At 74.1% G+C, this 23,276-nt stretch carries 23 protein-coding genes and 1 pseudogene; 14 read left to right on the top strand and 10 right to left on the bottom strand.

Features of this window, described 5'->3' with window-relative positions:
• Nucleotides 1-151: 151 nt before the first annotated feature.
• Nucleotides 152-1,081, top strand: coding sequence for an aminoglycoside phosphotransferase family protein (locus ACE1OC_RS02350; protein WP_407835547.1), 930 nt, complete (start codon nucleotides 152-154; stop codon nucleotides 1,079-1,081).
• Here the strand turns inward: ACE1OC_RS02350 and ACE1OC_RS02345 are convergent.
• Nucleotides 1,056-1,829, bottom strand: coding sequence for an SDR family NAD(P)-dependent oxidoreductase (locus ACE1OC_RS02345; protein WP_407835546.1), 774 nt, complete (start codon nucleotides 1,827-1,829; stop codon nucleotides 1,056-1,058). The two genes, ACE1OC_RS02350 and ACE1OC_RS02345, sit on opposite strands and share 26 nt — an antisense overlap.
• Before the next feature lie 287 nt (nucleotides 1,830-2,116).
• On the opposite strand from ACE1OC_RS02345, the gene ACE1OC_RS02340 reads away from it, so the two are divergent.
• The 4 genes from ACE1OC_RS02340 (at nucleotide 2,117) to ACE1OC_RS02325 (ending at nucleotide 5,896) form a co-directional block, all read left to right on the top strand.
• Complete coding sequence (locus tag ACE1OC_RS02340) at nucleotides 2,117-3,169, top strand: amino acid--tRNA ligase-related protein (RefSeq protein ID WP_407835545.1); 1,053 nt, start codon at nucleotides 2,117-2,119, stop codon at nucleotides 3,167-3,169.
• Entirely contained in the window at nucleotides 3,166-4,272 is a 1,107-nt protein-coding gene (locus tag ACE1OC_RS02335; RefSeq protein WP_407835544.1) for an LLM class flavin-dependent oxidoreductase, read from the top strand. Before ACE1OC_RS02340 ends, ACE1OC_RS02335 begins: the two co-directional genes overlap by 4 nt.
• Nucleotides 4,273-4,439: 167 nt before the next feature.
• Complete coding sequence (locus ACE1OC_RS02330) at nucleotides 4,440-4,838, top strand: YunG family protein (RefSeq protein ID WP_407835543.1); 399 nt, start codon at nucleotides 4,440-4,442, stop codon at nucleotides 4,836-4,838.
• Between the two features lie 143 nt (nucleotides 4,839-4,981).
• Complete coding sequence (locus ACE1OC_RS02325; RefSeq protein WP_407835542.1) at nucleotides 4,982-5,896, top strand: LysR family transcriptional regulator; 915 nt, start codon at nucleotides 4,982-4,984, stop codon at nucleotides 5,894-5,896.
• Nucleotides 5,897-6,091: 195 nt separating this feature from the next.
• On the opposite strand, the pseudogene ACE1OC_RS02320 reads toward ACE1OC_RS02325, so the two are convergent.
• Both ACE1OC_RS02320 and ACE1OC_RS02315 read right to left on the bottom strand, forming a co-directional pair.
• Nucleotides 6,092-7,135: pseudogene (locus ACE1OC_RS02320) on the bottom strand (MFS transporter); the annotation flags it as partial.
• 71 nt (nucleotides 7,136-7,206) lie between these two features.
• Complete coding sequence (locus ACE1OC_RS02315; protein ID WP_407835541.1) at nucleotides 7,207-7,842, bottom strand: TetR/AcrR family transcriptional regulator; 636 nt, start codon at nucleotides 7,840-7,842, stop codon at nucleotides 7,207-7,209.
• Between the two features lie 113 nt (nucleotides 7,843-7,955).
• Here ACE1OC_RS02315 and ACE1OC_RS02310 point away from each other — a divergent pair, with 113 nt between their 5' ends.
• Nucleotides 7,956-8,216: a DUF6158 family protein gene (locus ACE1OC_RS02310; RefSeq protein ID WP_407835540.1), complete on the top strand. Its 261-nt coding sequence runs from the start codon at nucleotides 7,956-7,958 to the stop codon at nucleotides 8,214-8,216.
• 64 nt (nucleotides 8,217-8,280) lie between these two features.
• On the opposite strand, the gene ACE1OC_RS02305 is transcribed toward ACE1OC_RS02310, so the two are convergent.
• Nucleotides 8,281-8,460 carry a DUF6126 family protein gene (locus tag ACE1OC_RS02305; protein WP_407841463.1) on the bottom strand — a complete coding sequence of 60 codons (180 nt, stop codon included), beginning with the start codon at nucleotides 8,458-8,460 and terminating at the stop codon, nucleotides 8,281-8,283.
• 101 nt (nucleotides 8,461-8,561) lie between these two features.
• On the opposite strand from ACE1OC_RS02305, the gene ACE1OC_RS02300 reads away from it, so the two are divergent.
• Together ACE1OC_RS02300 and ACE1OC_RS02295 are read left to right on the top strand one after the other, a co-directional pair.
• A complete protein-coding gene (locus tag ACE1OC_RS02300; protein WP_407835539.1) occupies nucleotides 8,562-9,122 on the top strand; it encodes a TetR/AcrR family transcriptional regulator in 561 nt (186 codons plus the stop codon).
• Nucleotides 9,123-9,179: 57 nt separating this feature from the next.
• Nucleotides 9,180-10,703 (top strand): MFS transporter, encoded by a 1,524-nt coding sequence (locus ACE1OC_RS02295; protein WP_407835538.1) that lies wholly within the window; start codon nucleotides 9,180-9,182, stop codon nucleotides 10,701-10,703.
• A 52-nt stretch (nucleotides 10,704-10,755) separates the two neighbouring features.
• Here ACE1OC_RS02295 and ACE1OC_RS02290 read toward each other — a convergent pair whose 3' ends face one another.
• The 3 genes from ACE1OC_RS02290 to ACE1OC_RS02280 are packed head-to-tail and all read right to left on the bottom strand — an operon-like array spanning nucleotide 10,756 to nucleotide 14,251.
• Nucleotides 10,756-11,901: a serine hydrolase domain-containing protein gene (locus ACE1OC_RS02290; RefSeq protein WP_407835537.1), complete on the bottom strand. Its 1,146-nt coding sequence runs from the start codon at nucleotides 11,899-11,901 to the stop codon at nucleotides 10,756-10,758.
• Nucleotides 11,898-13,739: a carboxylesterase/lipase family protein gene (locus ACE1OC_RS02285; RefSeq protein WP_407835536.1), complete on the bottom strand. Its 1,842-nt coding sequence runs from the start codon at nucleotides 13,737-13,739 to the stop codon at nucleotides 11,898-11,900. Before ACE1OC_RS02285 ends, ACE1OC_RS02290 begins: the two co-directional genes overlap by 4 nt.
• A complete protein-coding gene (locus tag ACE1OC_RS02280; RefSeq protein WP_407835535.1) occupies nucleotides 13,739-14,251 on the bottom strand; it encodes a mycothiol transferase in 513 nt (170 codons plus the stop codon). The genes ACE1OC_RS02285 and ACE1OC_RS02280 overlap by 1 nt, the downstream gene beginning before the upstream one ends.
• A 184-nt stretch (nucleotides 14,252-14,435) precedes the next feature.
• Here ACE1OC_RS02280 and ACE1OC_RS02275 point away from each other — a divergent pair, with 184 nt between their 5' ends.
• A complete protein-coding gene (locus ACE1OC_RS02275; RefSeq protein WP_407835534.1) occupies nucleotides 14,436-15,488 on the top strand; it encodes a hypothetical protein in 1,053 nt (350 codons plus the stop codon).
• 79 nt (nucleotides 15,489-15,567) lie between these two features.
• Nucleotides 15,568-16,602 carry a PHP domain-containing protein gene (locus tag ACE1OC_RS02270; RefSeq protein ID WP_407835533.1) on the top strand — a complete coding sequence of 345 codons (1,035 nt, stop codon included), beginning with the start codon at nucleotides 15,568-15,570 and terminating at the stop codon, nucleotides 16,600-16,602.
• A 60-nt stretch (nucleotides 16,603-16,662) separates the two neighbouring features.
• Here ACE1OC_RS02270 and ACE1OC_RS02265 read toward each other — a convergent pair whose 3' ends face one another.
• Nucleotides 16,663-17,418: a VOC family protein gene (locus ACE1OC_RS02265; protein WP_407841462.1), complete on the bottom strand. Its 756-nt coding sequence runs from the start codon at nucleotides 17,416-17,418 to the stop codon at nucleotides 16,663-16,665.
• A 214-nt stretch (nucleotides 17,419-17,632) separates the two neighbouring features.
• Here ACE1OC_RS02265 and ACE1OC_RS02260 point away from each other — a divergent pair, with 214 nt between their 5' ends.
• From ACE1OC_RS02260 to ACE1OC_RS02245, 4 genes are all read left to right on the top strand, one after another.
• Nucleotides 17,633-18,691: a GNAT family N-acetyltransferase gene (locus ACE1OC_RS02260; RefSeq protein ID WP_407835532.1), complete on the top strand. Its 1,059-nt coding sequence runs from the start codon at nucleotides 17,633-17,635 to the stop codon at nucleotides 18,689-18,691.
• Nucleotides 18,692-18,751: 60 nt separating this feature from the next.
• Nucleotides 18,752-19,768, top strand: coding sequence for an isopenicillin N synthase family dioxygenase (locus ACE1OC_RS02255; protein ID WP_407835531.1), 1,017 nt, complete (start codon nucleotides 18,752-18,754; stop codon nucleotides 19,766-19,768).
• 147 nt (nucleotides 19,769-19,915) lie between these two features.
• Entirely contained in the window at nucleotides 19,916-20,449 is a 534-nt protein-coding gene (locus tag ACE1OC_RS02250) for a GNAT family N-acetyltransferase (protein WP_250741579.1), read from the top strand.
• 142 nt (nucleotides 20,450-20,591) lie between these two features.
• On the top strand, nucleotides 20,592-21,749 hold the full coding sequence (locus ACE1OC_RS02245) for a YncE family protein (protein ID WP_407835530.1): 1,158 nt from the start codon (nucleotides 20,592-20,594) through the stop codon (nucleotides 21,747-21,749).
• Nucleotides 21,750-21,815: 66 nt separating this feature from the next.
• On the opposite strand, the gene ACE1OC_RS02240 is transcribed toward ACE1OC_RS02245, so the two are convergent.
• Complete coding sequence (locus ACE1OC_RS02240) at nucleotides 21,816-22,550, bottom strand: HNH endonuclease family protein (protein WP_407835529.1); 735 nt, start codon at nucleotides 22,548-22,550, stop codon at nucleotides 21,816-21,818.
• Nucleotides 22,551-22,728: 178 nt separating this feature from the next.
• The gene (locus ACE1OC_RS02235) at nucleotides 22,729-23,262 is read right to left on the bottom strand and encodes an HAD domain-containing protein (protein ID WP_407835528.1); all 534 of its coding nucleotides are present in this window, start codon (nucleotides 23,260-23,262) and stop codon (nucleotides 22,729-22,731) included.
• Between the last annotated feature and the right edge of the window lie 14 nt (nucleotides 23,263-23,276).

The raw sequence follows: 23,276 nt of genomic DNA, 5'->3' as shown, positions 1-23,276 counted from the left end.
TCCCGGCTTCCCCGTGATCCCCGCCCGGCGAGGACCCTCCGACACCCCCCACCCCGAGCCCGGCCCGGCATCCAGCCGGGCCGGGCTCCCGGGTCTGACGGCCCGGCGGCTACCGTGGGGCCGCGATCCTCCAACCTTCAGGAAGGTGCTCATGCCCGCGGGAAAGATGCACGCCGACGAACCCGACATCGACACCGACCTCGTGCGCAGGCTGATCGCAGGTCAGTTCCCGCAGTGGGCTGGGCTGTCCGTCGAGGGCGTCGACTCCGCCGGCACGTCCAACGCCATGTACCGGCTGGGCGCGGACCTGGTCGTACGCCTTCCCCGTACGCCGGGCGCGGCCGGCGACGTGGGCATGGAGCACGTCTGGCTGCCGCGGCTCGCCCCGGGCCTGCCGGCCCCCATCCCCGTCCCCATCGGCATGGGGCGGCCCGCCGAGGGCTACCCCTGGTCCTGGTCCGTCTTCGGCTGGGTCCCCGGCGAGAACCCCGTGCCCGGCCGGATCGCGGAGCCGGACCTCCTGGCCAAGGACCTGGCGGAGTTCGTCTCCGCGCTGCACCGGGCCGATCCGGCGGGCGCCCCGGCCTCCTACCGCAGCGAGACCCTGGCGGCCCGGGACGCCGACACCCGCACCGCGATCGCGGAACTGGGAGCGAGCGCCGACGCGGACGTGGACACCGCGGCGGCGACCGTCCTGTGGGAGGAGGCCCTGCGGACCGAGCCCTGGTCCGGGCCGCCGGTGTGGATCCACGCCGACCTGCAGCCGGGGAACCTGCTCCTCGCGGACGGAAGGCTCGCCGCCGTCATCGACTTCGGCTGCGCCGGTCTCGGAGAACCCGCCGTCGACCTGATCGCGGCCTGGTACGTCCTTCCGGCCGCCGCCCGGCCCGCCTTCCGGGCCGCGCTGGACGCGGACGACGCGATGTGGACGCGCGCCCGCGGCTGGGCCCTGTCGATCGCCCTCATGGAACTGAACTACTACAAGGAGACGAACCCCGTCATGGCGGCCATCGCCCGTCACGTCCTCGGTGAACTCCTCGCGGGCGGCCCGGCGCCTACAGGCGGACACCTCCGTCGATGACCACGACGGTGCCGGTGGCTAGACGCAGGGACGTGACGGCGCCGATCAACGAGCAGGCCACGTCGTCCGGGGCCGCGGCGATCCGAAGCGGCGCCGACGCCGCCTGGGTACGGACCGCGGCCGGATCGCGGCCGGGGACGAAGCCGGTGTCGACCGCTGCCGGCGAGAGGTTGAAGACGCGCACCTGTGGGCCGAGCACCCGCGCCAGGGACGTGGTCATGACGTCCAGGCCCGCCTTGGCGGCGCAGTAGGCGATGCTGCTGCCCAGCCCCGTGGAGGCGGATATCGAGGAGATGTTGGCGATGACCGCGTCTCCGGAGGACCGCAGGAGCGGGGCGAACGCGCGGATCACGGAGAAGGTGCCCCGTACGTTCACGGTCAGGATCCGGTCGAACTCCGCGTCCGTCAGCCCTTCGAGGTCGGCATGGGCGACCTGCCGGGTGGTGCCGGCGGAGTTGACCAGTACGTCCACCACGCCGTGGCGGTCGGCGACGAGTTCGGCGGCCCGGCGCACGGCGGCGGAGTCGTCGAGCGGTATGCGGGTCGTGATGTGTCCGTCACCGGGAAGGGCGGCGACGAGATCCTTCGCGCGGCCTTCGCCGGAGTCGTAGCCGACGACCACGCGGGCTCCGGCCTCGGCGAGACGCCGGGCGCACGCGGCCCCTATGCCGCTGCTGCCACCGGTGACGACAGCCACCTTGCCGGCCAGATCGAAGAATCCGAGGCCACCCGTACGCACTTCGGCCATGAGCACATCCTTGCTTCGACGCGAGCATCGTCATGGAAATGCTTCACGCTATCGCGGAGGCTTTCGGCGGGCAACGGGTAAAAGATGTGCCGATGAAAACTGTCCGGATCGGGCTACGGAATTGAATTCTCCATTTAATGCCCCGCGCCGGACGGTGGGAGCCTCGTCATGACGGATTGCACTGATCGGGCCGTGGTTCACTTCCCGGCGCCCAAGGGAGTGCAGGCCGAAGGGGGTGCAGAAGGATCAGGCCATAGTGGCGGGTTGGCGTTTGTCACTTGCCGGCGATGCGCAGAACCGAGAGGAATCCCCAGAACGCTCGCAAGGTCGGTCATCGATACAACGTCACCGGAGTGATAGTGGATTTCTCGCCCGCGCAGTCGTACCAATGGACCGGCCGGATCCTTCAGGCATTGCGTAGAAGTCTTCTCGATCAAGAATTCCTGGAAATTCTTCCCGCGCTGCTGTCCTCGCAGGACGAGCCGGGCGCACGGCACTCCGTCGCGGTCCTGGGGGACCGGGCGCGCCCGTACGTGAAGGACGAGGGCGACCGCGTTTCGGTGGAGGGCGCATGGGTCTATCAGCTTCCCGTGAGCCATTCGGTGGAAAAGCAGATGGCTCTCGAGCACGCGGACCGGATCTACTGCGTCACCCCTTGTCTGCGTCTTCTCATGGAAGGCGAGGACACGTCGGGCAGGCACCTGTACACGTTCTTTCAGGTGGTGGTCGAGTGGCGGGCCGCGGACGCGAACGAGGTGTTCACGGTCACCGAGGATATCCTCGGCGGGCTCGCCCGCCATCTGGAGCCGATCCTCCCGGACGAGGACCGCGGGGCCGCGGAACGCCTGGCCGGCCTGCGGAGCGGACCTTACCCGCGCATTACCTTCGCCGAGGCGCTCACCCTTGCCGGGAGAGGGCCGCGGGAGCCGCAGAACACCGACCTGACCCATGAAGAGGAGCGGATCCTCACCGAGAAATTCACTTCACCGTTCTGGATCCACCGCTATCCGCTCGGCGTGCGCGATTCGCTCTACCAGCAGGGCGAGGACGGGCTCCAGGAGACCTACGATCTGATGCTGCCCGCAGGCCACGGTGAACTCGCCACGGGAGGGCTCCGGCCGAAGGACGCGGACGAGATCTCCGAGCAGTCCCGGTTGCTCGGCGGTGAGCCGAACCGCGTGTACGCGGAATGGAAGAAGCGGTCCGGGATACAGACGGCGGGCTTCGGGCTCGGCCTGGAACGGCTGGTCCGGCACATCGCCGGTGCCGACAGCGTCCTGGACCTCCTGGCGGCCCACGACTCCGGCCCGAACCGGCGGATCGGGTCAGGCGAACGGTGACGCTGTCCTTCCATTGGTTCCTGCCCACGTACGGCGACGGCCGGAACGTGGTGGGCGGCGGCCACGACGTCGCCGCCGGCGGCAAGGAGGAACAGCGGCCCGCCACCGTCCGCTACCTCGCGCAGATCGCGGGGGCGGCCGAACAGCTGGGCTTCGACGGTGCGCTCACCCCGACCGGTGCCTGGTGCGAGGACGCCTGGGTGACCACCGCCATGCTCGCGCGCGAAACGGAACGCCTCAGGTTCATGGTCGCCCTGCGGCCCGGCTTCGTCTCCCCGACCCTCACCGCCCAGATGGCCGCCACCTTCCAGCGGCACTCGGAGGGCCGGCTCCTCCTCCACGTCGTCACCGGTGGGGAGAGCGGGGAACAGCGCGCCTACGGCGACTTCCTGGAGAAGGGCGCCCGGTACGGCAGAACCGGAGAATTCCTGGAGATCGTGCGGCGGCTGTGGGGCGGCGAGTCGGTCGACTTCGGCGGAGCTCATCTGCGCGTGGAAGGCGCCCGGCTCGGCCGGCTGCCCGACCCGGTGCCCTCCGTCTACTTCGGCGGATCGTCGCCGGAGGGGATCGAGGTCGCCGCACTCCACAGCGATGTCTACCTGACGTTCGGGGAACCACCGGCGCAGGTGGCGGAGAAGCTGGCTCGCGTACGGGCGCGCGCCGCACGGGCCGGGCGGCGACTGCGGTTCGGCATCCGGCTCCATGTGATCACCCGGGACACCGCCGGGCAGGCGTGGGCCGAGGCCCGGCGGCTGCTCGAAGGGTTCGGCCCCGAGGCGATCCGATCGGTCCAGGCGGGCCTGCGCGCCAGCGAATCGGAAGGCCAGCACCGGATGCGGGCGCTGCACGGAGGGCGCTCCGACGACCTGGAGATCACGCCCAACCTGTGGGCCGGCATCGGCCTGGTCCGCGGCGGAGCGGGTACGGCCCTGGTGGGGAGCCACCGGGACGTGGCCGACCGGATCATCGAGTACCACCGGCTCGGCATCGACGAGTTCGTGCTCTCGGGGGTCCCGCACCTCGAAGAGGCGTACTGGTTCGGGGAGGGCGTCCTCCCGCTGCTCGCAGGGGAGGGACTTTGGACCCACCCGGCGCACGAGTGAGCCGTGCATGACCGACCCGTGCATGACCGACCCGTGCACGATCGACCCGTGCACGACTGACCGAAACGCGACCGATCGGCGGCGGGACTGGCAGGAACGCGACGGAACCGACCGGACGATCGGGTGGGGTATGGATCTCTGTCGGTGCCGGTTGCGAGGATGTCGGCATGACACCATTCCTTCTGACCGACATCGACCGTGCCGTCCGCAGCAGTTGGAGCGAGCAGACGTGCACGCCCGAGTACCGCGATCGCTGGACCCGGGAGAACCCGGCCCGCGACCAGTGCGGGGTGACCGCCATGGTCCTCAACGATCTGCTGGGCGGCGAGCTGGTCCGCGGCGAGGTCCTCGTCGACGGCGAGCGCGTGGACTACCACTGGTGGAACCGTCTGGGGATGGGCATAGAAATCGACCTCACCCGCGAGCAGTTCGGCCCGGAGGAGAAGATCACCGAGGGCGTCGTCATGCCCCGTCCTCCCGAGAGCGAATGGCGCCGCCTGCGCACGGAGTACGAGCTCCTGCGCGACGAGGTCATGGCCAAGCTCGCCCGTACGGCCGAGGCCTGAGGCCGGCGGGTCGACACCCGGTCCCGCCCTCGCGATGGCGGGACCGGGTTGCCGCCCTGGGCCGTGAACTGATCGTCGGACAGCCGGACATCCAAGTCAATCCTCCGGATTTCTGGCAACCCCCAAGGGATACCTTGGGGGTTGTGACCCTCGATGATCTGCGCGTCTTCGTCGCCGTCTGCCGGGCCGGCAGCCTCAGTGCCGTCGCCCGCGACCTCGGCCGCACCCAGTCGGCCGTCAGCCAGCACATCCGCCGCCTGGAGAAGGAGACCGGCGCCGCGCTCCTGGAGCGGCACCCGCGCGGAGTCTCACCGACCGGGGCGGGGCTGATCCTCCAGGCGGCCGCCGCCGACGGGATCGCCGGGCTCGACGGAGCCCTGCGCCGGCTCGACGCCCTCGTACGGGACGACGGCGGCTCGGTCCGCGTCACCACCGGGGCCACCACCGTGCGCCACTTCATGGCCGAAGCGATCGTCGCCTTCCGGCGCAGCCACCCCCGGGTCAGCCTGGAGTTCCAGACCGAGAACTCCAGCCGCAGCTGCTTCGAAGCCCTCGCCGCCGAAGACCTCGACCTCGCGTGGATCACCATCGGCGCCCCCGTGCGGGGCATCGAGCAGCGCCCCGTCATGCGGCTGCCCTGGGTCCTCGCGGTCGGCGCCGACGACCCGCTCGCCTCCCGCCCCCGCCTGGAACCGGCCGACCTCGGCTCCGTCCGCCACATCCGGCTGCCGGAGAACTCCACCTCCCGCGCCCACCTCGACGCCGCCCTCGCCGAAGCGGGCATCCGGATCAGCTCCGACACCAGCGCCGCCGACTGGGACACCGCCCTCCTCCTCGCCGAACTGGGCCTCGGCCACGCCGTCGTGCCCGCGCTGCCCGGCTGGCAGGTCCCCGGATCAGACGGGCCGCTGCGCCTGGTTCCGGTCCCCGCCCTGCCGCCGCTCGCCGTCGGCTGGGCCGTCCGGCGCTGGTCCGCCCTCGCCCCGCTCGCCCGCGCCTTCGCCGACGAGGTGGCCCGCAGCTGCGTGACCCGCGCGGCCGGCCCGGGCGGGCCGTGACGCGGGCTGCGGTGGCGTGGCGGGTCCCGACGAGGCCGGCCGTGACGCGGGCAGTCGTGAGGCGGGCAGTAGTCCTACGGCGGCCAGCGCGGCCAGCAGCGCGGTCGACGCCCCGGTCCCCGCGGCCACGGCGATGCCGAGGGCGGGCCCCACGTTCATCGCGGTCTGCTTGAGCCCGCCCACCACCCCCGCGTGCCCGGCCGGGGCGTCCCCGACCACCGTGCCGGTGGCCGTCACCATCACCGCGGCGAAGCCCGCGCCGAGCACTCCGAAGCCCCAGCCCGGACCCAGTCCCGTGATCCCGAGCGCCACCAGCCCGGTCCCGGCCATCGCCGTCCCGCGGGCGCCGAACCGGCGCAGCAGGGACCCCGCCACCGGTGCGCCGACGACCATGGCGGCCGTCATCGGCAGCACGCGCAGCCCGGTGGCGAGCGGATCCAGCCCCGCCGCGTCCTGGAGCGCGAAGCTGGCCCCGAACAGCGCCCCGAACAGGGCGGCGGAGACCACGGCCAGCAATGCGACGGACGCCGTCACCGGGACGGAGCGGGCCACCGGACGCGGCACCAGGGGCTGGGCGGAGCGGCGCTCCGACCGTACGAGCAGGGCCGCGAGCGCGGCCGACGCGGCGAACCCGGCCAGGGTCCGGGGCCCCGACCAGCCGTGTTCGGGTACGCCGGCCAGCGCGTGGACCAGCGCCGCGAGGGCCGTCGCGAGGAGGGCGGCGCCGCCGGGCCGGATCCGGCCGCCGGACTCCGTGGGCGGGGGCGCGGGGACCCGTACGAAAAGGGCCGCCGCCGCGATCGCCAGGGCGGCGGGGACGTTCGCCACGAACACCGCGCGCCAGCCGAAGCGTTCGACCAGTACGCCCCCGAGGAGCGGCCCGGCCGCCGCGGCCAGCCCGATCGCCGCGGTCCGCACCGCGATCGGCCCGCCGATCCGCCCGGGCGGGTACGCGAGCCGCAGCAGGGCGAGCGTCGCCGGCTGGAGCAGCGCCCCGAACAGCCCCTGGGCCGCACGCAGGGCGATCACCCAGCCGGCCCCGGGAGCGACGGCGATGCCCGCCGAGGCGGCCGCGAAGCCGAGTACGCCGGTGAACAGCAGCCGGGTGTGCCCGTACCGGTCGCCCAGCCGGCCGGCGAGGACCAGGAAGGCGGCCACGCTCAGCAGGTACGCGCCGCTGGTCCACTGCACCTCGGCCAGACTTGCGCCGAGGTCCCGCCGCAGGCTGGGCTGCGCCATCAGCAGCACGGTCCCGTCGAGGGCGACGAGCATCGCGCCGGCCGCGCTGACGCCGAGCGCGAGCCGGGGCCTCACGGGCGCAGGTGTGCGTCGACGGCGGCGTCGACGACCCGGTCGAGGGAGCTCTCCGGGGCGCCGTCGAGGGCGAGCGGCAGACTGCCCCGGGACCACAGCTGGGCCACGCCGTGCAGATTGGCCCACAGTGCCGCGGCGGTGATCCGGGGCTCGTCGCCCGTCCGGCACCGGGCGACCAGGGAGACGAGCAGCTCGAACATCGGCAGCGTGGAATCGCGGAGCCGGTCCTCCGGCGGCCCGACCTGCCCGTCCGTCCGGCCCTCCCCGGAGCTGTCCAGCAGGTCGTGGCGGAACATCAGCTCGAACATGCCGGGGTGCTCCAGCGCGTAGCCGACGTACGCCCGCCCCAGCGCCCGCACCTGCCCGCGCGGGTCGTCCGCACCCGGGCCCGCCAGTGCGGCGGGGATGCGGGAGCCGAGTTCCCCGAACCCGCGCCGGGCGATCGCGGACAGCAGCGCGTGATGCGTGGGGAAGTAGCGCCGCGGCGCCCCGTGGGACACCCCGGCACGGCGGGCGATCTCGCGCAGCCCGAGCGCGGCGGTCCCCTCGCCCGTCACGAGCTCCACACCGACGTCGATCAGCCGTTCGCGCAGCCCGCCGTCCTGTGACTCCTGCTGCTCCCGTTGATCCATAGACACTGTCTACCACCACCCCGTAGACAGTGTCTATCCCCGCCCTTCCGGGATGATGGAGTGAGCGCGGCCGGGCGAGGCGCCCGGCCCGGCCGAGGGAGAGGTGACCTGCCATGGCGGAGCACGAGGCGCGCGAGGCCGGGCCGTCGGCGGGCGGACTCGAAGAGGGCCGCCTGATGAAGGAGCTCGAAGCCATCCACCGCACGCGCCACGAGACCCTGCTGCACGGTTCGGACGACGCGCTGGTCACGCACACCCGGCGGATGGACGAACTGGAACGCGAGTACGTACGCCGCCACCCGGAACGCGCCCAGACGACGGGCCGCACCCGCTCGGGCGCCCGGGCCCGCACGGGCACGGAAGAACAGGACTAGCGGCGCACACGGCCGCCGACCGCCGACCGGCTCGAGCGCCCCGGCCCGAACGGCGGCGGGGCGCCTACTTCTCGGCGTGCTCGCCCAGCACGAACAGCAGCCAGACGAAGCCGGCGAACAGGTGCGTGCCGGCGATGTAGAAGAACGCGCGCAGCAGAACGCCGTTCTCCTTCCACTTCTCGTACTTCGCCGCCGCGACCGCCGCAGCGCGGGCCTGCTCGGCCCCCTCGTTCTCGTCCGTCATCACCCGAACAGCGTACGGGCGGGCCCGCCCATGTCCGCGTCGCGGAACAGATTTGCATCACGTGAGACAAATTTGTATCGTTTGATACGAAGGAGGATCGCATGATGAACGAAGAAGAGCTGCTGGACGGCGCCGCGCGCGTGCTCGCCGGTGATCACAGTGCCTCCATGGCGCACATCGCCGCAGGCATCGGCACCAGCCGAGCCACGCTCAGCCGCCGCTACGCCACCCGCGAGGCACTCCTCAAAGCCGTCGCCGTGCGGGCCATCGACGTGGTCGACGGGTGCCTCGCCCCCGCCGACCTGCCCGGCACCGCCGACGGGGCGGAGTTCGACGCCGCGCTGGAGCGGCTCGTCACCGGGCTGCTGCCCGCCGCGCACCTGTACGGGTTCACCTCGCGCGATGCCACCGTGCTCGCCGACCCCGAGTTCCGGGCCGGGATCCAGCGCCAGGACCAGCGGGCCCTCGCCTTCCTCGCCCTCGGCCAGCGCCTCGGCCGGCTCCGCGTCGACCTGCCCGCGTACTGGATCTGGTACTCGCTCTGGGGACTGCTCGACGCCGCCGCCGAGGGCGTCCGCGACGGGCACCTCGCCCGACGCGACATCGGCCGGCTCGTCCTCGCCTCCTTCCTCAGCGGAACCCGGCCGTCCCCGGCGCCCTGACCGCACCGCCGAACCCCTCCCGCGTACGACCGTGAAACAACCGTGAACGGAACCCCCATGCACACCCCCACGCAGGACCCGCGCCGCTGGATCGTGCTCGCGATCCTCTCCGGCAGTCTCCTGCTCATCTCGATGGACACCACGATCCTCAACGTGGCCTTCCCCTCGCTCGTCGGCGACCTCCAGCCGGGCGCCGTACAGCAGCTGTGGATCATCGACATCTACGCACTCGCCCTCTCCGGGCTGCTCGTCACCGCCGGCGCCCTCGGTGACCGCTGGGGCCGCAAGCGGCTCCTCATGGCGGGCTTCGGCATCTTCGCCCTCGCCTCGCTCATCGCCGTCTTCTCCACCGAGGCCTGGCACGTCATCGCGGCCCGCGCCCTCCTCGGCGTCGGCGGCGCCGCGATCATGCCCTCCACCCTGTCGATCCTGCGCAGCGTCTTCACCGACGCCAAGGAACGCGCCTTCGCCCTCGCCGTCTGGGCCGCCGTCTTCGGCGGCGGCATGGCGTTCGGCCCCGTCGTCGGCGGCCTGCTCGTCCAGGACTACGGCTGGCACTCCGCCTTCCTCCTCAACCTGCCCGTCGCCGCGGTGATCGTCGCGGCCGGTCTGCGATACCTCCCCGAATCCCGCTCCCCGCGCTCCGCCGGAAAGTGGGACTGGACCGGCGTCGGCCAGTCGATCGTCGGCATGCTCGCCCTCGCCGGCGGCATCAAGCAGCTCGGCAAGAGCGGTGTCGCCGACCCGCTGCCGTGGGCCCTGCTGGCCCTCTCCGCCGTGGCGCTGACCCTGTTCGTCCGCCGCCAGCTGCGCGTCGACAACCCGCTGCTCCAGGTCCGGCTCTTCACCAAGCCCGCCTTCAGCGTGGCCGCCACCGCGATCTTCCTGCCCATGGTGGGCATGGGCGCGATCCTGTTCCTGGTCACCCAGTGGTTCCAGTACGGCCAGGGCTACACCCCGCTGGAGGCGGGCCTGCGCCTGCTGCCCGCCCCGCTCGCGCTGATCTGCGCCTCGATGGTCGCCCCGAGCCTCATGCAGCGCTTCGCGATCCGGCACGTGCTCGGCAGCGGTCTGGTCGTCCTCGCCGCGGGCATGGCCCTGCCCTGGACCCTCCAGCAGTTCACCGGCCTGGGCTACCCCGCCTTCGCCGTGGCGCTGACCATCATGGGCCTGGGTGCGGGCATCGCCACCACCGTCGCCTCGGTGACCCTGATCTCCGCGGCCCCGGCCGACGAGGTCTCCAGCGCCGCCGCCATCGAGGAGACCTGCTACGAACTCGGCTCGGCCATGGGTGTCGCCATCCTCGGCTCCACCGCCGCAGCGCTCTACCGGGGCAACCTCCCGGCGCTGGACCTGGACGCCCCGACGCTCGCCGCCGTACGGGACTCCGTGGGCGAGGCCGCCCACACCGCCGAACTGCTCGGCGGCGGCCTCGGCCGGACCCTGCTCGACGCCGCCTCGCAGGCCTACACCCTCGCGATCACCCCGGCGTTCCTGATGGCCGGCGTCCTGGCGGTCGCCGCCGCGGCGACCACCTGGACGCTGATCCCGCGCGACCTGCGGCCGACCGAGAACCACTGACGGGGCGCAGGGGAGTAGGAGTTCGAAGACGTGTGGGCGTACGCGGCCCGGCCTACGAGGCGGCCGCGTACGCCCACACCGCGCGCATCGTCTCCGGGGCCGGCGACGGGCCGGTCAGCTCCCGCTGGGTCAGCAGGATGGTGACGGACCCCGTCGAGGGGACGATGTGGGCGGCGGTGCCGGTGCCGCCGAGCCAGCCGTAGCGGCCCGGCACGTTCCACGGCTCGGCCGGCGTGACGTCGACCGACCCGCCGAACCCCCAGCCCTGGCCCTCCAGGAACAGTGCCGCGCCGGCCCGCTGGGCCGGAGTCAGCCAGTCGGTGGTCATCCGCCGCACCGCATCGGACGACAGCAGCGGACCGCCCTCCTCGAGCAGCATCCGGGCGAAGCGGTGGTAGTCGTCCGCCGTGGAGACCAGCCCGCCCGCACCGGACGGGAAGGCGGGCACGGCGCTCCACTGCCCGTCGGGGGCGTCCACGAGGTCGAGGCCCCCGTCCGCGCCGGCCCGGTAGGAGTGCGTGAACCGGCCCGACTGCCCCGCCGGCACGGCGAAACCGGTGTCGGGCATGTCCAGCGGCTCGAAGATCCGCTCCGCCAGGAACTCCGGCAGCGAGCACCCCGCCACCCGGGCGATCAGCACCCCGAGCACGTCCGAGCAGGTGTTGTACAGCCAGGCCTCGCCCGGCTGGTACAGCATCGGGATCCGGCCCAGCGCGGCCATCCACTCGTCCGGCCCCGCGACCTCCTGCGGCCGCGCCGGTCCCTGGCGCAGCTCGCCGAAGAGCGGGGCGACCGCCGGGAGCGAGAAGTCGGAGGGGAAGCCCCACCCCGCGCGGAAGGTCATCAGGTCGGCCACCGTCACCGGCCGCTTCGCCGGGACCACGTCGTCGACCGGGCTTCCAGGAGTGCGTACGACCCGCGGAGCGGCGATCTCCGGCAGCCAGGGCGTGACGGCGTCGGTGAGTGCGAACCGGCCGTCCTCCACCAGCATCATGACCGCCGCCGCCGTGACCGGTTTGGTGAGGGAGGCCATCCGGAAGATCGAGTCGCGGACCATCGGGGCCTCGCCCCCGGCGTCCGCGCTGCCCACGGCGGCCACTTCGGGCTCCTGGCCGTCGCCCCGGTCCACCAGGGCCACCGCCCCCGGCAGGGTCCCGTCGTCCACGTATGGCTGGAGGATGTCGGTCAAACCGGTCACGAGTCCGCCCTTTCGAGAGCCTGTCCTGGGGGGAGGGAGTCCCACAGCCCGCAGTGGTGACGGGCCGACGCGTCCACCGGGCGGATGCCGCCCGCGGGCTCCGGCGCCAGGGACAGTACGGCGGGGGAGCGCGGCCACCAGGGCCCCGTCCCGGGGGCGTTCGGATCGCCGGTCGCCGCGAACCGGGTCCAGTAGCCGGTCATGCGCTCCGCGAGCACCCGCTGCGCGGGGCTCATCGGGAGCCCGGTGTCGAAGAGGTACGGCAGTTCGGACCCGTGCGAGGCCCCGTAGGGGAAGCCCGGCACCGGCGGGATCCCGGTGAAGTCCGGTGCGAGCCGGTCGTCGAACGCGTAGTCGTACGTCGGCACGTGCCGAGCCAGCGCACGGCTGTCCCGCAGCTGCGGGCAGACGAAGGACGCGTCCGTCAGCACGGCGGCGAAGGCCAGCGCGGGCGTCGGATGGGCGGTCACCGGATAGGCGGCCTCGACGAGTCCGGCCCCGGCCCCGAACGCGGCGCGCAGCCGGGACCGGTAGGCCTGCGGGTCGGCGACCGGGTAGCCGGCGAGGGTCTGCCCGAGGAAGAGCCGCATCTCGTCGCGGGTCGAGCCCTGCACCACCGGGACCCGGTGGAACTCCCCGCGTTCCAGGGCGCGCCGGGGCTCGGTGGGCAGCAGCGGCGTGCCGTAGGACACCGCGGAGAAGAGCATCATGAGCTCGGGTGTCGCCAGGGCCTCCGGGGCGAGGCCGCGCAGGCACTCCAGTGCCGCTTCGTCCGTCGGCCGGCCGCAGCCGAGCAGGACCGCCGCCGCGGTTCCCCGGGCCACGGTCCGGGACTCCGGCACGAACGGCTCGTAGGCGGCCAGCGTGGGCAGCAACGAGTGCGGGGGAATGGTGACCGAGCAGGAGCCGCTCTGCACGATGGCCCGGTGGAACAGGCCGGCCGAGGCGGGTGAGGTGAGGTGCAGGCAGACGCTCAGGCCGCCCGCGGACTCGCCGAACACGGTGACGTTGCCCGGATCGCCGCCGAAGCGGGCCGCGTTGGCCCGCACCCAGCGCAGGGCCGCCTGCTGGTCGGCGAGCGCGAAGTCGGGAGCTCCGTGGAGCGCGGGATGCCCGAGGAGCCCGAAGATCCCGAGCCGGTAGTTGACCGTGACGACCACGGCTCCTGCCCCGGCCCGACCCGCCGACGCCAGCCGGCCCGGCCGGTACGGATCCCCGGCACCGTTCATGAACCCGCCGCCGTGGAACCAGACCATCACGGGCCGGGGCGGGCCGCCCTTGGTTCCGGTCGCGCGCGGAGCCGCGGCCGCTCCGGCCGCCCCCGGCGGGAGGCCGGGCGCGGGGTACGCCTCGGGCCCGCTCCCAGGGGGCGTCTTGCCGGTCGGCTCCGCCGGGACCGTGACGTTGAGGAACAGACAGTCCTCCGAGCCGCTCGGGGCGCCCGGCCCCACCGCGGGCAGCTGCACGCACCGGGCCCCGGGCGCACCGGCGTCCCGCACGCCCGCCCAGCGCGCGGCGGGCTGCGGGAGCCGCCAGCGCAGCGGCCCGGTCGGCGGGGCGGCGTACGGGATCCCCTCGAAGGTGCGGTACCCGTCGGCCTCCCGCCCGCGCACGGCCCCCCGATCGGTCTCCACCACGGGCCGCCCGCCGTCGCCGTGACCGGACGCCCCGACCCGGGCCCCGGCACGGGGCAGGGCAACGGCCCCGAACCCGGCGAAGGCCCCGGCCCCGGATCCGGTGACGCCACCCGCCCCGGCAGTCGGGACGGCGGCGGCCCCGGCGCCAGGGGCGGTGGTCAGGAGGAGCAGGGTCAGCAGGAGGGCGCCGCGGGACGCCATCAGCGGCCCCTCGACAGCACGCCCCGGACGAAGGCCGCCTGCCCCGCGTGCTGGAGGTCGTCGCCGATCACGCTGACCAGCCGCACCCCGAGCGTCACCGGCGGGTCCCACCGCTCGTCGACCACCCGGTCCAGATCGGCGGCGGACAGCCCCTGCAGGAACCGCCCCGTCTGCGCGTGGACCGCGTCGAAGTACCCCAGCAGGAGCTCCCCCGAGTCGACCCGGACGGCGCCGGCCTCTTCGGCGGTGTGCCCGTAGCCGGTCGACCCGGGCGGCAGCGGGAGCCCGAACCGCTCGTCCCAGCCCTCCGCGTGCCAGACCTGTTCCCAGCCGGCCGCATCCGCCACGTGGTCGTCCTGGATCCGGGTCAGGTGCCAGACGAGCCAGGTGATCGAGTTCGCACCGGGATCGATCCGCGCGTCCAGCTGCCCGGGCTCCAGCCCCTCGACCGCCTCGTGCACCACGCCGTGGATCCGGCCGAACGCGTCGGCCAGTACCTCCGTACCCTTCATGCCCCCACCATGCCCACGACGGGCGCCGACCGGGCCCGCGGCGCCGCGGGGGACCCCCGTTTGCCCGCCCCGAATGGCGCAGCGCGGCCGGGTGCCGCTGAATGTAACAAAGCGTGCGCTTCCCATGACGCACGATGACCGGCGTGCGATGTGTAGACCCGCGCGTCGGCGAACGGAGCTTTCCATGAATGACCCGATCACGCTCGCCGCGACGGAGCACGAAGAACCGCGCCGGCTCCCCGACACCACGGACGTCTGGCCTCCGGCCCCCGACACGGACGACCTCGACTTCGGCCCCGAGCCCGGCTCCCGGACCGAGTCCGGGACCGACTCCGGGGCCGCTCCCGAGGTCCCGGCCGGTCCCGAGGCAGGGGCCGCACCAGGCCCCGACCCCGGAGCCCGGCCCGGGGCGGCCTCCGCGCACACCGTCCTGGAGACCGCCGCCACCGGCCGCCCCGTACGGGAGGTCACCGATCTGGTGAACCTCCTCAAGGACTCCGGCCAGGTCCCCAACCCCGGACACGCTGCGCTGCGCGCGGCCGCCGTTTCCCGGCCCGTCCACGAGGTCCGCGAGATGGTGTCCCTGCTGGGGGAGCCCCCGCACGAGCTGGTCGAAACCGACATCACGCTGCGGGCCGCCGCCCTCGGCCGGCCCATCGAGGACGTGGCCCTGCTCGTCAGCATCCTCGGCACCGGCGAACAGCCCCCGCAGCACCGCCCCGAGCAGGCGGACCGGGTACGGACCCCCGTCCACCGGCCCGCACCGCAGGCCCAGGCCCCGGCTCGGGCCCCGGCCCGGGGCCCGTCCACCACCGAGGCCCGGCGCCCGGCACGGCCGGGGACGGGCGCCCTGCACCACATACTGCGCTGGTCGGTGGCCCTCGCACTGCTCCTCTGCGGTGCGCTGCACGTGCCCGGCGATCTGGCGGGCCTGGCCTCCGGCGACCCCGGCGGGCTGCTCGCCCTGGCCGTCACCCTGCTCTGCCTGACGGCCGGCGCCCTGCTCGCCGTACGGGACACGGCCGGGGCGTGGCGGGCCGGCGCGGTGGTCGCGCTCGGCGTGGCCGCGCTCCACGTGGTCGGCGGCGTCGCCGGGTTCGACCCGCTCGGCGGCGCGGTCGGCGGCTCCCTGGAGTGGGCCGGCATCACCGCGGTCCTGAGCGCCGCGGCCGGCGCCGTACTCGCCGGCCTGGCCCTGCAGTTCCGTCCGGCGGCCGACCCGGCCGACGGCGCCTGACCCGGGCGGAGAGGGGGCACGGGTCCACGACCTGGGCCCCCTCTCCGCCGTTTCGCCGCTTCGCGGAGGGAGACGCGCGATGGACCCGGTGGCCGCGCTGGACCGGATCGCCTTCCTGCTGGAACGCGCCCAGGAGCCGACCTACCGGGTCCAGGCCTTCCGCACGGCAGCCGCCGCCGTCGGCCGGATGAGCGAGGACGAGCTGGCCGAACGGGTCCGCTCGGGCACCCTCGAAGCGGTCAAGGGCATCGGCCCGAAAACCGCCCAGGTCGTCCGCGAAGCCCTCGGCGGAGCGATCCCCGCGTACTTGCAGGGACTGGAGGACGAAGTCGCGGCCCACCCCGCAGGCCCGCCGCCCAGCCGCGAGGCCCTCGCCCTGCGCGCCGCCCTGCGCGGCGACTGCCATCTGCACTCCGACTGGTCGGACGGCGGCAGCCCCATCGAGGCGATGGCCCGGGCCGCGGCCGCCCTCGGGCACGACTGGGCGGTGCTCACCGACCACTCGCCGCGCCTCACCGTCGCCCGGGGCCTCTCCCCGCAACGACTGCGGGAACAGCTGCGCACCGTCGCCGAACTCAACGCGACCTGGGCCCCGTTCCGGCTGCTCACCGGCATCGAGTGCGACATCCTCGACGACGGCTCGCTGGACCAGGAGCCGGAACTCCTGGCCGAGGTGGACCTCGTCGTCGGCTCCGTCCACTCCAAGCTCCGCATGGAAGCCCGCGCCATGACCCGGCGGATGGTCGCCGCCGTACGCAACCCGCACCTCGACGTCCTCGGCCACTGCACCGGGCGGCTGGTGACCGGCAAGACCCGCCCGGAGTCGGAGTTCGACGCCGAGGCCGTCTTCGCGGCCTGCGCCGAGTCGGGCGCCGCCGTGGAGATCAACAGCCGACCCGAACGGCTGGACCCGCCGCGCCGGCTGCTGCGGCTCGCCGTGGCCGCGGGCACCCTCTTCGCGATCGACACCGACGCCCACGCCCCGGGACAGCTCGACTGGCAGACCCTCGGCTGCGAACGCGCCCTGGAATGCGGGGTGACGGCCGACCGGGTGGTCAACACCCGGTCCGCGGCCGAGCTCATCGACTGGACCCGGACCCGCCGGCTGCCGTAGACCCGCCGGCTGCCATAGACCTGCCGATTTCCGTAGACCCGGCGGTTCCCGCGGCCCCGCCTACCCGTCGGCCCCGCCGCCGTCCGTCCGGAACGAGGTGAGGGTGAAGAGCGCCCCGTCCGGATCGCGCAGCGACACCCACCGCTCGGTCGCGCTCGTCCCCGTCTCGGACACCGTGCGGCCGCCCAGCGCGACGGCCGCCTCCACCGCCGGCTCCAGCGCGGGCACCCGGAAGTGCACGTGCCAGCGCGGCCGGGTGTACGGGCTGTACGAGCCCGGCTCCACGGGACCGCTGTCGAGGCGGGCCACCGGCTCCCCCTCCTGGCGCAGCACCACGCGCTCCTCCTCGTAGGCGACCTCGCAGCACCCGGCGCGGCCGGTGGCCCACTCCAGCACCTCCCCGTAGAAGATCGCCGACTCGAAGGCGTCCCGGGTGCGCAGCTCCAGCCAGGCCGGTGCCTGTCCCGAACCGACCCGCCAGCCCGAGGAGACCTGGCCCTCCCAGATCCCGAACACCGCCCCGTCCCGGTCCGCCACCAGCGCCCCGCGGCCCCCCGACTCGAAGGAGACCGGGCCGACCGCGATCGTGCCGCTGCGTTCCCGGATCCGGTCCACCGCCACGTCGGCGTCGTCGACGGCGAAGTACGGCGTCCAGGCCACGGCCACCGCGAGATCCCCGGCCAGCGCCCCGATCCCGGCCACCGGCATCCCGTCCAGCTCGGCGACGGAGAAGGCCTCGCCGAGCCGCGCGGGCCGGAAACGCCAGCCCGCGACCTCACCGTAGAACCGCTGCGCCGCGCCGAGGTCCCGAGCCATCAGGCTCACCCAGCACGGGGCCCCGAAGACGTCCCTCGTCGAAATCTCCACCGTTTGCTCCGCCCTTCACCGGGGCGCGGTCAGCGCGCCGTCCGAGCACAAGCAGTAGCGCCCCCGCCCCGGCCCTGGCCCGCAGGCGCGCCACCGGGACCACCGGCCGTGGGGCACGGATATCCCCTTGGCGGCACCCGGACGGGCACCTAGGGTGCCGCCCATGACGATCATGAATTCCAAGGACATCGATACAGCGGTGTCGCTCACCACCCGGGCACTGCGGGAGGTGGCGCACCTGGACTGGGACGTGCCGGCCGCCGGCCTGGAGTGGAGCTGCCACGACACCGCCGTCCACGTTGCCGAGGACTTCACCGCCTACGCCGCCCAGCTCACGGTCCGCGCCACCGATGGGTACGTCCCCCTGCGGATCCTGCCCGACGAGGGGACCGGTCCGGCCGGCCTGGTCGACATGATCGAGGCCTCCGGCGGATTCCTGTCGGCCGCCGTGGCCGTCGCCGCACCGGATGCCCGCGCCTGGCACCCGTACGGGGACGCGGGCGCGGGCGGCTTCGCGGCGATGGGAGTCGTCGAGACCCTGCTGCACACCCACGACATCCTCGGCGGACTCGGCGTCCACGACTGGGAGCCGGACCCCGCACTGGCCGAGCGGGTCCTGGACCGGCTCTTCCCGCACGTCCCGCGCGGCCACGAGGCCTGGCCGACCCTGCTCTGGGCCACGGGCCGGGGCGAACTCCCCGGTCTGGCCCGCCTGACGGCTTGGCGCTGGTACGCCGAACCCGTCGAGGCCGAGCGCGTCCTGCTCTTCCCCATGTCCCCGGCGATCGCGGCCGACCTGCAAGCGGGCGGCAACGGCGGGTTCGTCTGGGTCGAGGACGGACCTTCCGACGACACCCGGGACGCCGGCGGGATCGTGACGAGGGCGCGCGAGGGAGGCACGTACCGGGCGGGCTGGGGTCCGTACGTCATCGTCCGCGCGAGCGACCGCAAGGCCATCGGCGGCATGGGCTTCCACGCCGCCCCGGACGCGGACGGCTGCACCGAGCTCGGCTACGACCTGGTCCCCTCGGCACGCGGCAACGGCTACGCCACCGAGACGCTGAAGGCGCTGTCGGCCTGGGCCTTCGGGCATCCGGGCGTCACCAGGCTGGAGGCCACGACGGACGAGGACAACGCATCCTCCCGGGCGGTGCTGCGGCGGGCCGGTTTCACCGAGGCCGGTACCGGGGAGGGCCTGGTCCGGTACGTCCTACGGGGCTGAGCGGGGCCCGGGCAGGCCCTGGGTTCCCGCCGCGCCCCCGGCTCGGAAAGCAGGTCGCGCATGGTGAGTTCCCAGGTCCCGTTGATCGATCTCGGCCCGTGGCGCACCGGCGGGCCCGAGGCACGCAGCCTCGTGGCCGCCCGTGTCGACGAGGCGCTGCGGACGGCCGGCTTCCTGCTGGTGGCCGGGCACGGGGTGGACCCGGAGCTGCCCCGGCGGATCCGGGAGGCGGCGCGGACCTTCTTCAGGCTCCCGGCCGCCGTCAAGGCCCCGTACGCGGTGGCGGTCGGCGGCCGCGGCTGGCTCGGCCCGGGCGCCGAGGCCAACAGTCACGCGGAGGGCGCGGCCTCCCCGCCGGACCTCAAGGAATCCTGGTCCTGGGCGGCGGAGGAGCCGACGGGGATCGCCTCGGTGGACGCCGAGTGGTTCCGGCCGAACGCCTGGCCGGCCGAAGTGCCGGCGCTCCGCGCGCTGGTGACGGAGTACCTGGCCGCGATGCGGGCGCTCTCCGACGAGCTGCTGGAGCTGCTGGCCACCGCCCTGGGCCTGGGCGCGGACCATTTCACCCGCCACACCGGCCACCCCACCTGGGGGTTCAACGTCAACTGGTACCCCGGCACCGAGATCGTCGGGCCGCCGCTGCCCGGCCAGTTCCGCATCGGTGCGCACACCGACTTCGGCACCGTCACCGTCCTGGACCGTCAGTTGGGCACCGGCGGACTCCAGATCCACACCGACGCCGAGGGCTGGCAGGACGCCCCGTACGATCCGGCCGCGCTCACCGTGAACATCGGCGACCTGATGGCGCGCTGGACGGGCGACCGGTGGCGGGCCGGCCGCCACCGGGTCCTGCCGCCGCCCGCCGACGCGCCCGCCGAGGAGCTGATCTCGCTGGTCTACTTCTACGAGTGCGACGCGCACACCCGCGTTGAGTCCCTCCCGGCGCCCCTGGGGCGGATCGCGCACGAGCCGGTCGACTCGCACGTCCACCTGCGGGCGCAGCTCGACGCGATCACCGTCCCGGCGGGGGATCGGGAGGGGGATCCGGCGGCCGGGCAGCCGGCTCCCGGGGTCTAGCCGGGCTTGCTGCAGTCCTACGAAGGCCTGGTGGCAGTGCCTACGACGACCCTGCGGCGGCCCTGCGGGGGCCGTGCGACGGCGCTGCGACGGCCCTGCGGGGGACCCGATTACCCGATGTCCGGCGCGTTCGGCAGGATGGGAGCCATGACCGAGATCCGTACCCCCCGCCTCCTCCTCCGCCGCTGGTCCGAGGACGACCTCGTCCCCCTGTCGGAGATCAACGCCGACCCCGAGGTGATGCGCTGGATCGGCGACGGCGAGACCCTCGACCTGGAGGAGACCGCCGAGACCATCGAGCGGTGGGAGGACGAGTGGGACGAGGAGGGCTTCGGGATCTTCGCCGTGGAGCTGCTGGCCTCCGGCGAGCTGATCGGAGCCGTGGGCCTCTCCATGCCGTGGTGGCTGCCCGAGGTCCTGCCGGCGGCCGAGATCACCTGGCGGCTCGGGCGTTCCTACTGGGGCCAGGGATACGGCTCCGAGGCCGCGCACGCCACCCTGGAGTTCGCCCTCCAGGACCGGGGCCTCGACCGGGTCGTCGCCGTGAACCGGGCGGGCAACGACGAGTCCGAGAACGTGATCCGCAAGCTGGGCATGACCGCCGAGAAGGACATCAACCACCCGCAGACCGGCGCGCTCCTCAACCTCCACGGCATCGACCTGACGGAGTACGAGGGCTGAGCCGCCCCCCGCATCGACCGATCGGCTGACCCCGCTGTCGGCCGCCGGGCCGAGCGGTCGGGCGGCCGCGCGAGGTGAGGATGGGTACGGGGGAGCGGGCGCACCACCGGCCCCGCCCCCGGAACCGAGAGGGGCCACGCCCATGCCGCAGCACGACCGCCCGCACCCGCACCGCCGCGTACGGGGAACCCGTACCGCCCTCGCGGTCCTCGCCGGAGCACTGCTGCTGGGGGCCTGCTCCACCCCCGCCGCGCCCCCGGCCGCCACCCCCGCGGCCTCTCCGCTGGCGACGGCCGAGACCACCCCGGGCGGCACCCTGCTGGTCGCCGACTTCGGGGCCGACACCGTCACCTTCGTGGACCCGGAGCGCGGCGCGGTCGGCTCGGTGCCGGTCGGCAGGGCCCCGTACGGCCTGGCGGTCGGCGCGGACGGCCGGGCCTGGGTGGCCACGGCCGAGGGGGTCGCCGTCGTGGACACGCGGACGCGCACCCGGCTGGCCCTGATCCCGTACCGCACCACCGGCACCGGGCCCGCGACCGGCGGTGAGTACCGCGGCGGTGGCATGGGCATCGCGCTCTCGCCCGACGGCGCGCACGCGTACGTCGGGGTCAACGTGCCCGGGACCGCCGGCGTCCTGGAGGTCATCGACACGGCGAAGACCGAGGTCACGGCGGTGGTCCCGGTGGGCCGCCGCCCCTTCGACGTGGACGTCTCGCGCGACGGCTCGGAGGTGTACGTCACCGGCCACGACTCCTTCGACGTCACCGTCGTGCCCGTCGGATCCGGCGGCGCCGCCGGACCGGCGGGGCCGCGCCGCATCGAGGTCGCCCCGTACGGGACGGAGGGCGGCCTCGGCTCCTGGCTGAAACCGCACTACGCCGTCGTACGGCCGGCGGACGGGATGCTCCTGCTGCCCTTCGAGGGCGAGCGGCTCGCGGTGGTGGATCCGCGGACGGGCCGCACCACGGTGGAGGAGATGACCGCCGACACCCATCAGCACGGGGCCGCGGTCACGGCCGACGGCCGGCTACTGGTGGTCGGCACGGGGGCGGTGGAACCGGGCAAGGGCAAGGGGCCCTCCCTCACGGTCCGTTCCGCGGACGGCTCGGAGCGGGTGTACCCGCTGGACGGGCCGCACGAGGACGTGACCGTGTCCCGGGACGGGCGGACGGCCTACGTCACCGGGGGCTACACCCGGGACGGCTACTGGAACGGCATCACGTTCGTGGACCTCGACACCGGGAGCAGCCGCCGGCTCGCGGCGGGGTCGCGTCCGCTGGGTATCGCCGTCCTCGGATGAAAGGTCCCGGGGCGAAGTGCCCCGGAATGAAGGGTCCCGGAATGAAGGGTCCCTGGGTGAGCGGCGTCAGGCCGCGCAGGTGTCCAGCATGGTGGAGAGCATCTTCTTCTCGGGCTCGGTGACGGTCAGCCCGTATGTGGACTTGACCGTGGTCCAGGCCCGCCCGTACTGGCACCAGGCCGCCTTCGACGGCGGCTGCCACTGGTCGGGACTCTGATCGCCCTTCGAACGGTTCGAGGAGGCGGTCACCGCGAGGAGTTGAGGGCGCGTCAGATCGTTCGCGAAGGCCTTGCGCTTCGCGGCGTCCCAGCCGGCCGCGCCGGAGCGCCAGCCTTCGGCGAGGGGCACCATGTGGTCGATGTCCATCTTCGAAGCCTCGGTGACCACCACCTCGTCGTACAGGCTCTTCCAGGTGCCGGACACGGCCTTGCACTGGGAGTCCCGGGTGACGTTCGCACCGTCCCGCTGGAGGATGACCTCGCGGGTGTCGCACTTGTCGCCCTGCTCCGCCCAGTGCGTGAACTTGTCCCGGCTGTAGCCGGACATGGTTCCCGGCGGCGCCACCTTCAGCGCGGCCAGCTGGGTACGGGCCACGGAGACGCCGACCATGCCGGGGAGCACGTCGCCGGAGGGGGGCTTCCCGTCGGCGGGAGCGGACGACGCGGTGGGTGTGGCGCCGCCCGGCTTCGGATCGGCGCCGGGATCCGCCCCGGATCCGCTCCCCGCTCCGGAACAGCCGGCGGTGGCCAGCAGCAGCACGGCCGCCAGTACCGCACCGGGCACACGCATCTGACGCCCCATGACCCCACCCCGAACCCCGCCGCCCACTGTGTCGCGGGAAGCCTACCCATGCCGGACGGGGCCCGAAGCCGGGCCCCGTCGGCCCGCCGGGCGGCGAACGCTCCCCGGGCGTACGCCGGGTGGCGGACGGGGGCGGCCACCGCCCCGGCTCCGGCGCGGGGACCGCAGCCGCCCGTGCTCAGCCGGCGCGGGCGCGCAGCCACGACTCCAGGGCGGCGAAGTCGCCGTCGCCGAGGCCGATCCGGGGGTCGACGCGGTGCAGGAGGGCCGGGCCGGGGTGGTGGGCGGACACCCAACGCCGGTCCGCGTCCCCGATCTCGTCGTCGACCCACACGAACGCCCGGCCCGCGGCCCATGCGACGAGACCGGCGGTCTTCCAGTGGGTGCCGCTCCGGAGGTCCTCGGCGGAGGGCTCGGGCCAGTCCGCCACCGGCAGGTCCGGCAGCCCGAGCCGAGGGGCGAGGCAGGCGTTGGCATCGTCCATCCAGGTCGTGGCCCAGACGAGCTCGCACGGCAGACCGGCGAGGCGCGGCCCGAGCGCGGGATCGAGCCGGGAGAGGAGGGGGTGCCCGTCGGCTTCGGTCGGCGCACCGGGGGACTCGTAGACCGGGTAGCCCTGCGCGGATCCGAACGGGATGAGGGGTCCGTCCACGTCGAGGAAGAGGACGGGCCGCGCCGCGAGGGGGATCGGGGGAGTCGGGGGGTTCGCCATGCGGCACAGCAATA

It is taken from the genome of Streptomyces stoeckheimensis (genome assembly GCF_045822005.1).
Lineage (GTDB): Bacteria > Actinomycetota > Actinomycetes > Streptomycetales > Streptomycetaceae > Streptomyces > Streptomyces stoeckheimensis.
This window is presented reverse-complemented; position numbering and strand designations above follow the sequence as displayed.

Excerpts from the sequence above, each read along its gene's own strand:
- ACE1OC_RS02245 (WP_407835530.1), top strand. The coding sequence starts at position 20,592 with ATGCCGCAGCACGACCGCCCGCACCCGCACCGCCGCGTACGGGGAACC.
- ACE1OC_RS02255 (WP_407835531.1), top strand. The coding sequence starts at position 18,752 with ATGGTGAGTTCCCAGGTCCCGTTGATCGATCTCGGCCCGTGGCGCACC.
- ACE1OC_RS02285 (WP_407835536.1), bottom strand. The coding sequence starts at position 13,739 with ATGGCGTCCCGCGGCGCCCTCCTGCTGACCCTGCTCCTCCTGACCACC.
- ACE1OC_RS02240 (WP_407835529.1), bottom strand. The coding sequence starts at position 22,550 with ATGGGGCGTCAGATGCGTGTGCCCGGTGCGGTACTGGCGGCCGTGCTG.
- ACE1OC_RS02250 (WP_250741579.1), top strand. The coding sequence starts at position 19,916 with ATGACCGAGATCCGTACCCCCCGCCTCCTCCTCCGCCGCTGGTCCGAG.
- ACE1OC_RS02315 (WP_407835541.1), bottom strand. The coding sequence starts at position 7,842 with ATGGATCAACGGGAGCAGCAGGAGTCACAGGACGGCGGGCTGCGCGAA.
- ACE1OC_RS02305 (WP_407841463.1), bottom strand. The coding sequence starts at position 8,460 with ATGACGGACGAGAACGAGGGGGCCGAGCAGGCCCGCGCTGCGGCGGTC.
- ACE1OC_RS02275 (WP_407835534.1), top strand. The coding sequence starts at position 14,436 with ATGAATGACCCGATCACGCTCGCCGCGACGGAGCACGAAGAACCGCGC.
- ACE1OC_RS02265 (WP_407841462.1), bottom strand. The coding sequence starts at position 17,418 with ATGGCTCGGGACCTCGGCGCGGCGCAGCGGTTCTACGGTGAGGTCGCG.
- ACE1OC_RS02300 (WP_407835539.1), top strand. The coding sequence starts at position 8,562 with ATGATGAACGAAGAAGAGCTGCTGGACGGCGCCGCGCGCGTGCTCGCC.
- ACE1OC_RS02350 (WP_407835547.1), top strand. The coding sequence starts at position 152 with ATGCCCGCGGGAAAGATGCACGCCGACGAACCCGACATCGACACCGAC.
- ACE1OC_RS02345 (WP_407835546.1), bottom strand. The coding sequence starts at position 1,829 with ATGGCCGAAGTGCGTACGGGTGGCCTCGGATTCTTCGATCTGGCCGGC.
- ACE1OC_RS02260 (WP_407835532.1), top strand. The coding sequence starts at position 17,633 with ATGACGATCATGAATTCCAAGGACATCGATACAGCGGTGTCGCTCACC.
- ACE1OC_RS02270 (WP_407835533.1), top strand. The coding sequence starts at position 15,568 with ATGGACCCGGTGGCCGCGCTGGACCGGATCGCCTTCCTGCTGGAACGC.
- ACE1OC_RS02235 (WP_407835528.1), bottom strand. The coding sequence starts at position 23,262 with ATGGCGAACCCCCCGACTCCCCCGATCCCCCTCGCGGCGCGGCCCGTC.
- ACE1OC_RS02280 (WP_407835535.1), bottom strand. The coding sequence starts at position 14,251 with ATGAAGGGTACGGAGGTACTGGCCGACGCGTTCGGCCGGATCCACGGC.
- ACE1OC_RS02310 (WP_407835540.1), top strand. The coding sequence starts at position 7,956 with ATGGCGGAGCACGAGGCGCGCGAGGCCGGGCCGTCGGCGGGCGGACTC.
- ACE1OC_RS02295 (WP_407835538.1), top strand. The coding sequence starts at position 9,180 with ATGCACACCCCCACGCAGGACCCGCGCCGCTGGATCGTGCTCGCGATC.
- ACE1OC_RS02330 (WP_407835543.1), top strand. The coding sequence starts at position 4,440 with ATGACACCATTCCTTCTGACCGACATCGACCGTGCCGTCCGCAGCAGT.
- ACE1OC_RS02340 (WP_407835545.1), top strand. The coding sequence starts at position 2,117 with ATGCGCAGAACCGAGAGGAATCCCCAGAACGCTCGCAAGGTCGGTCAT.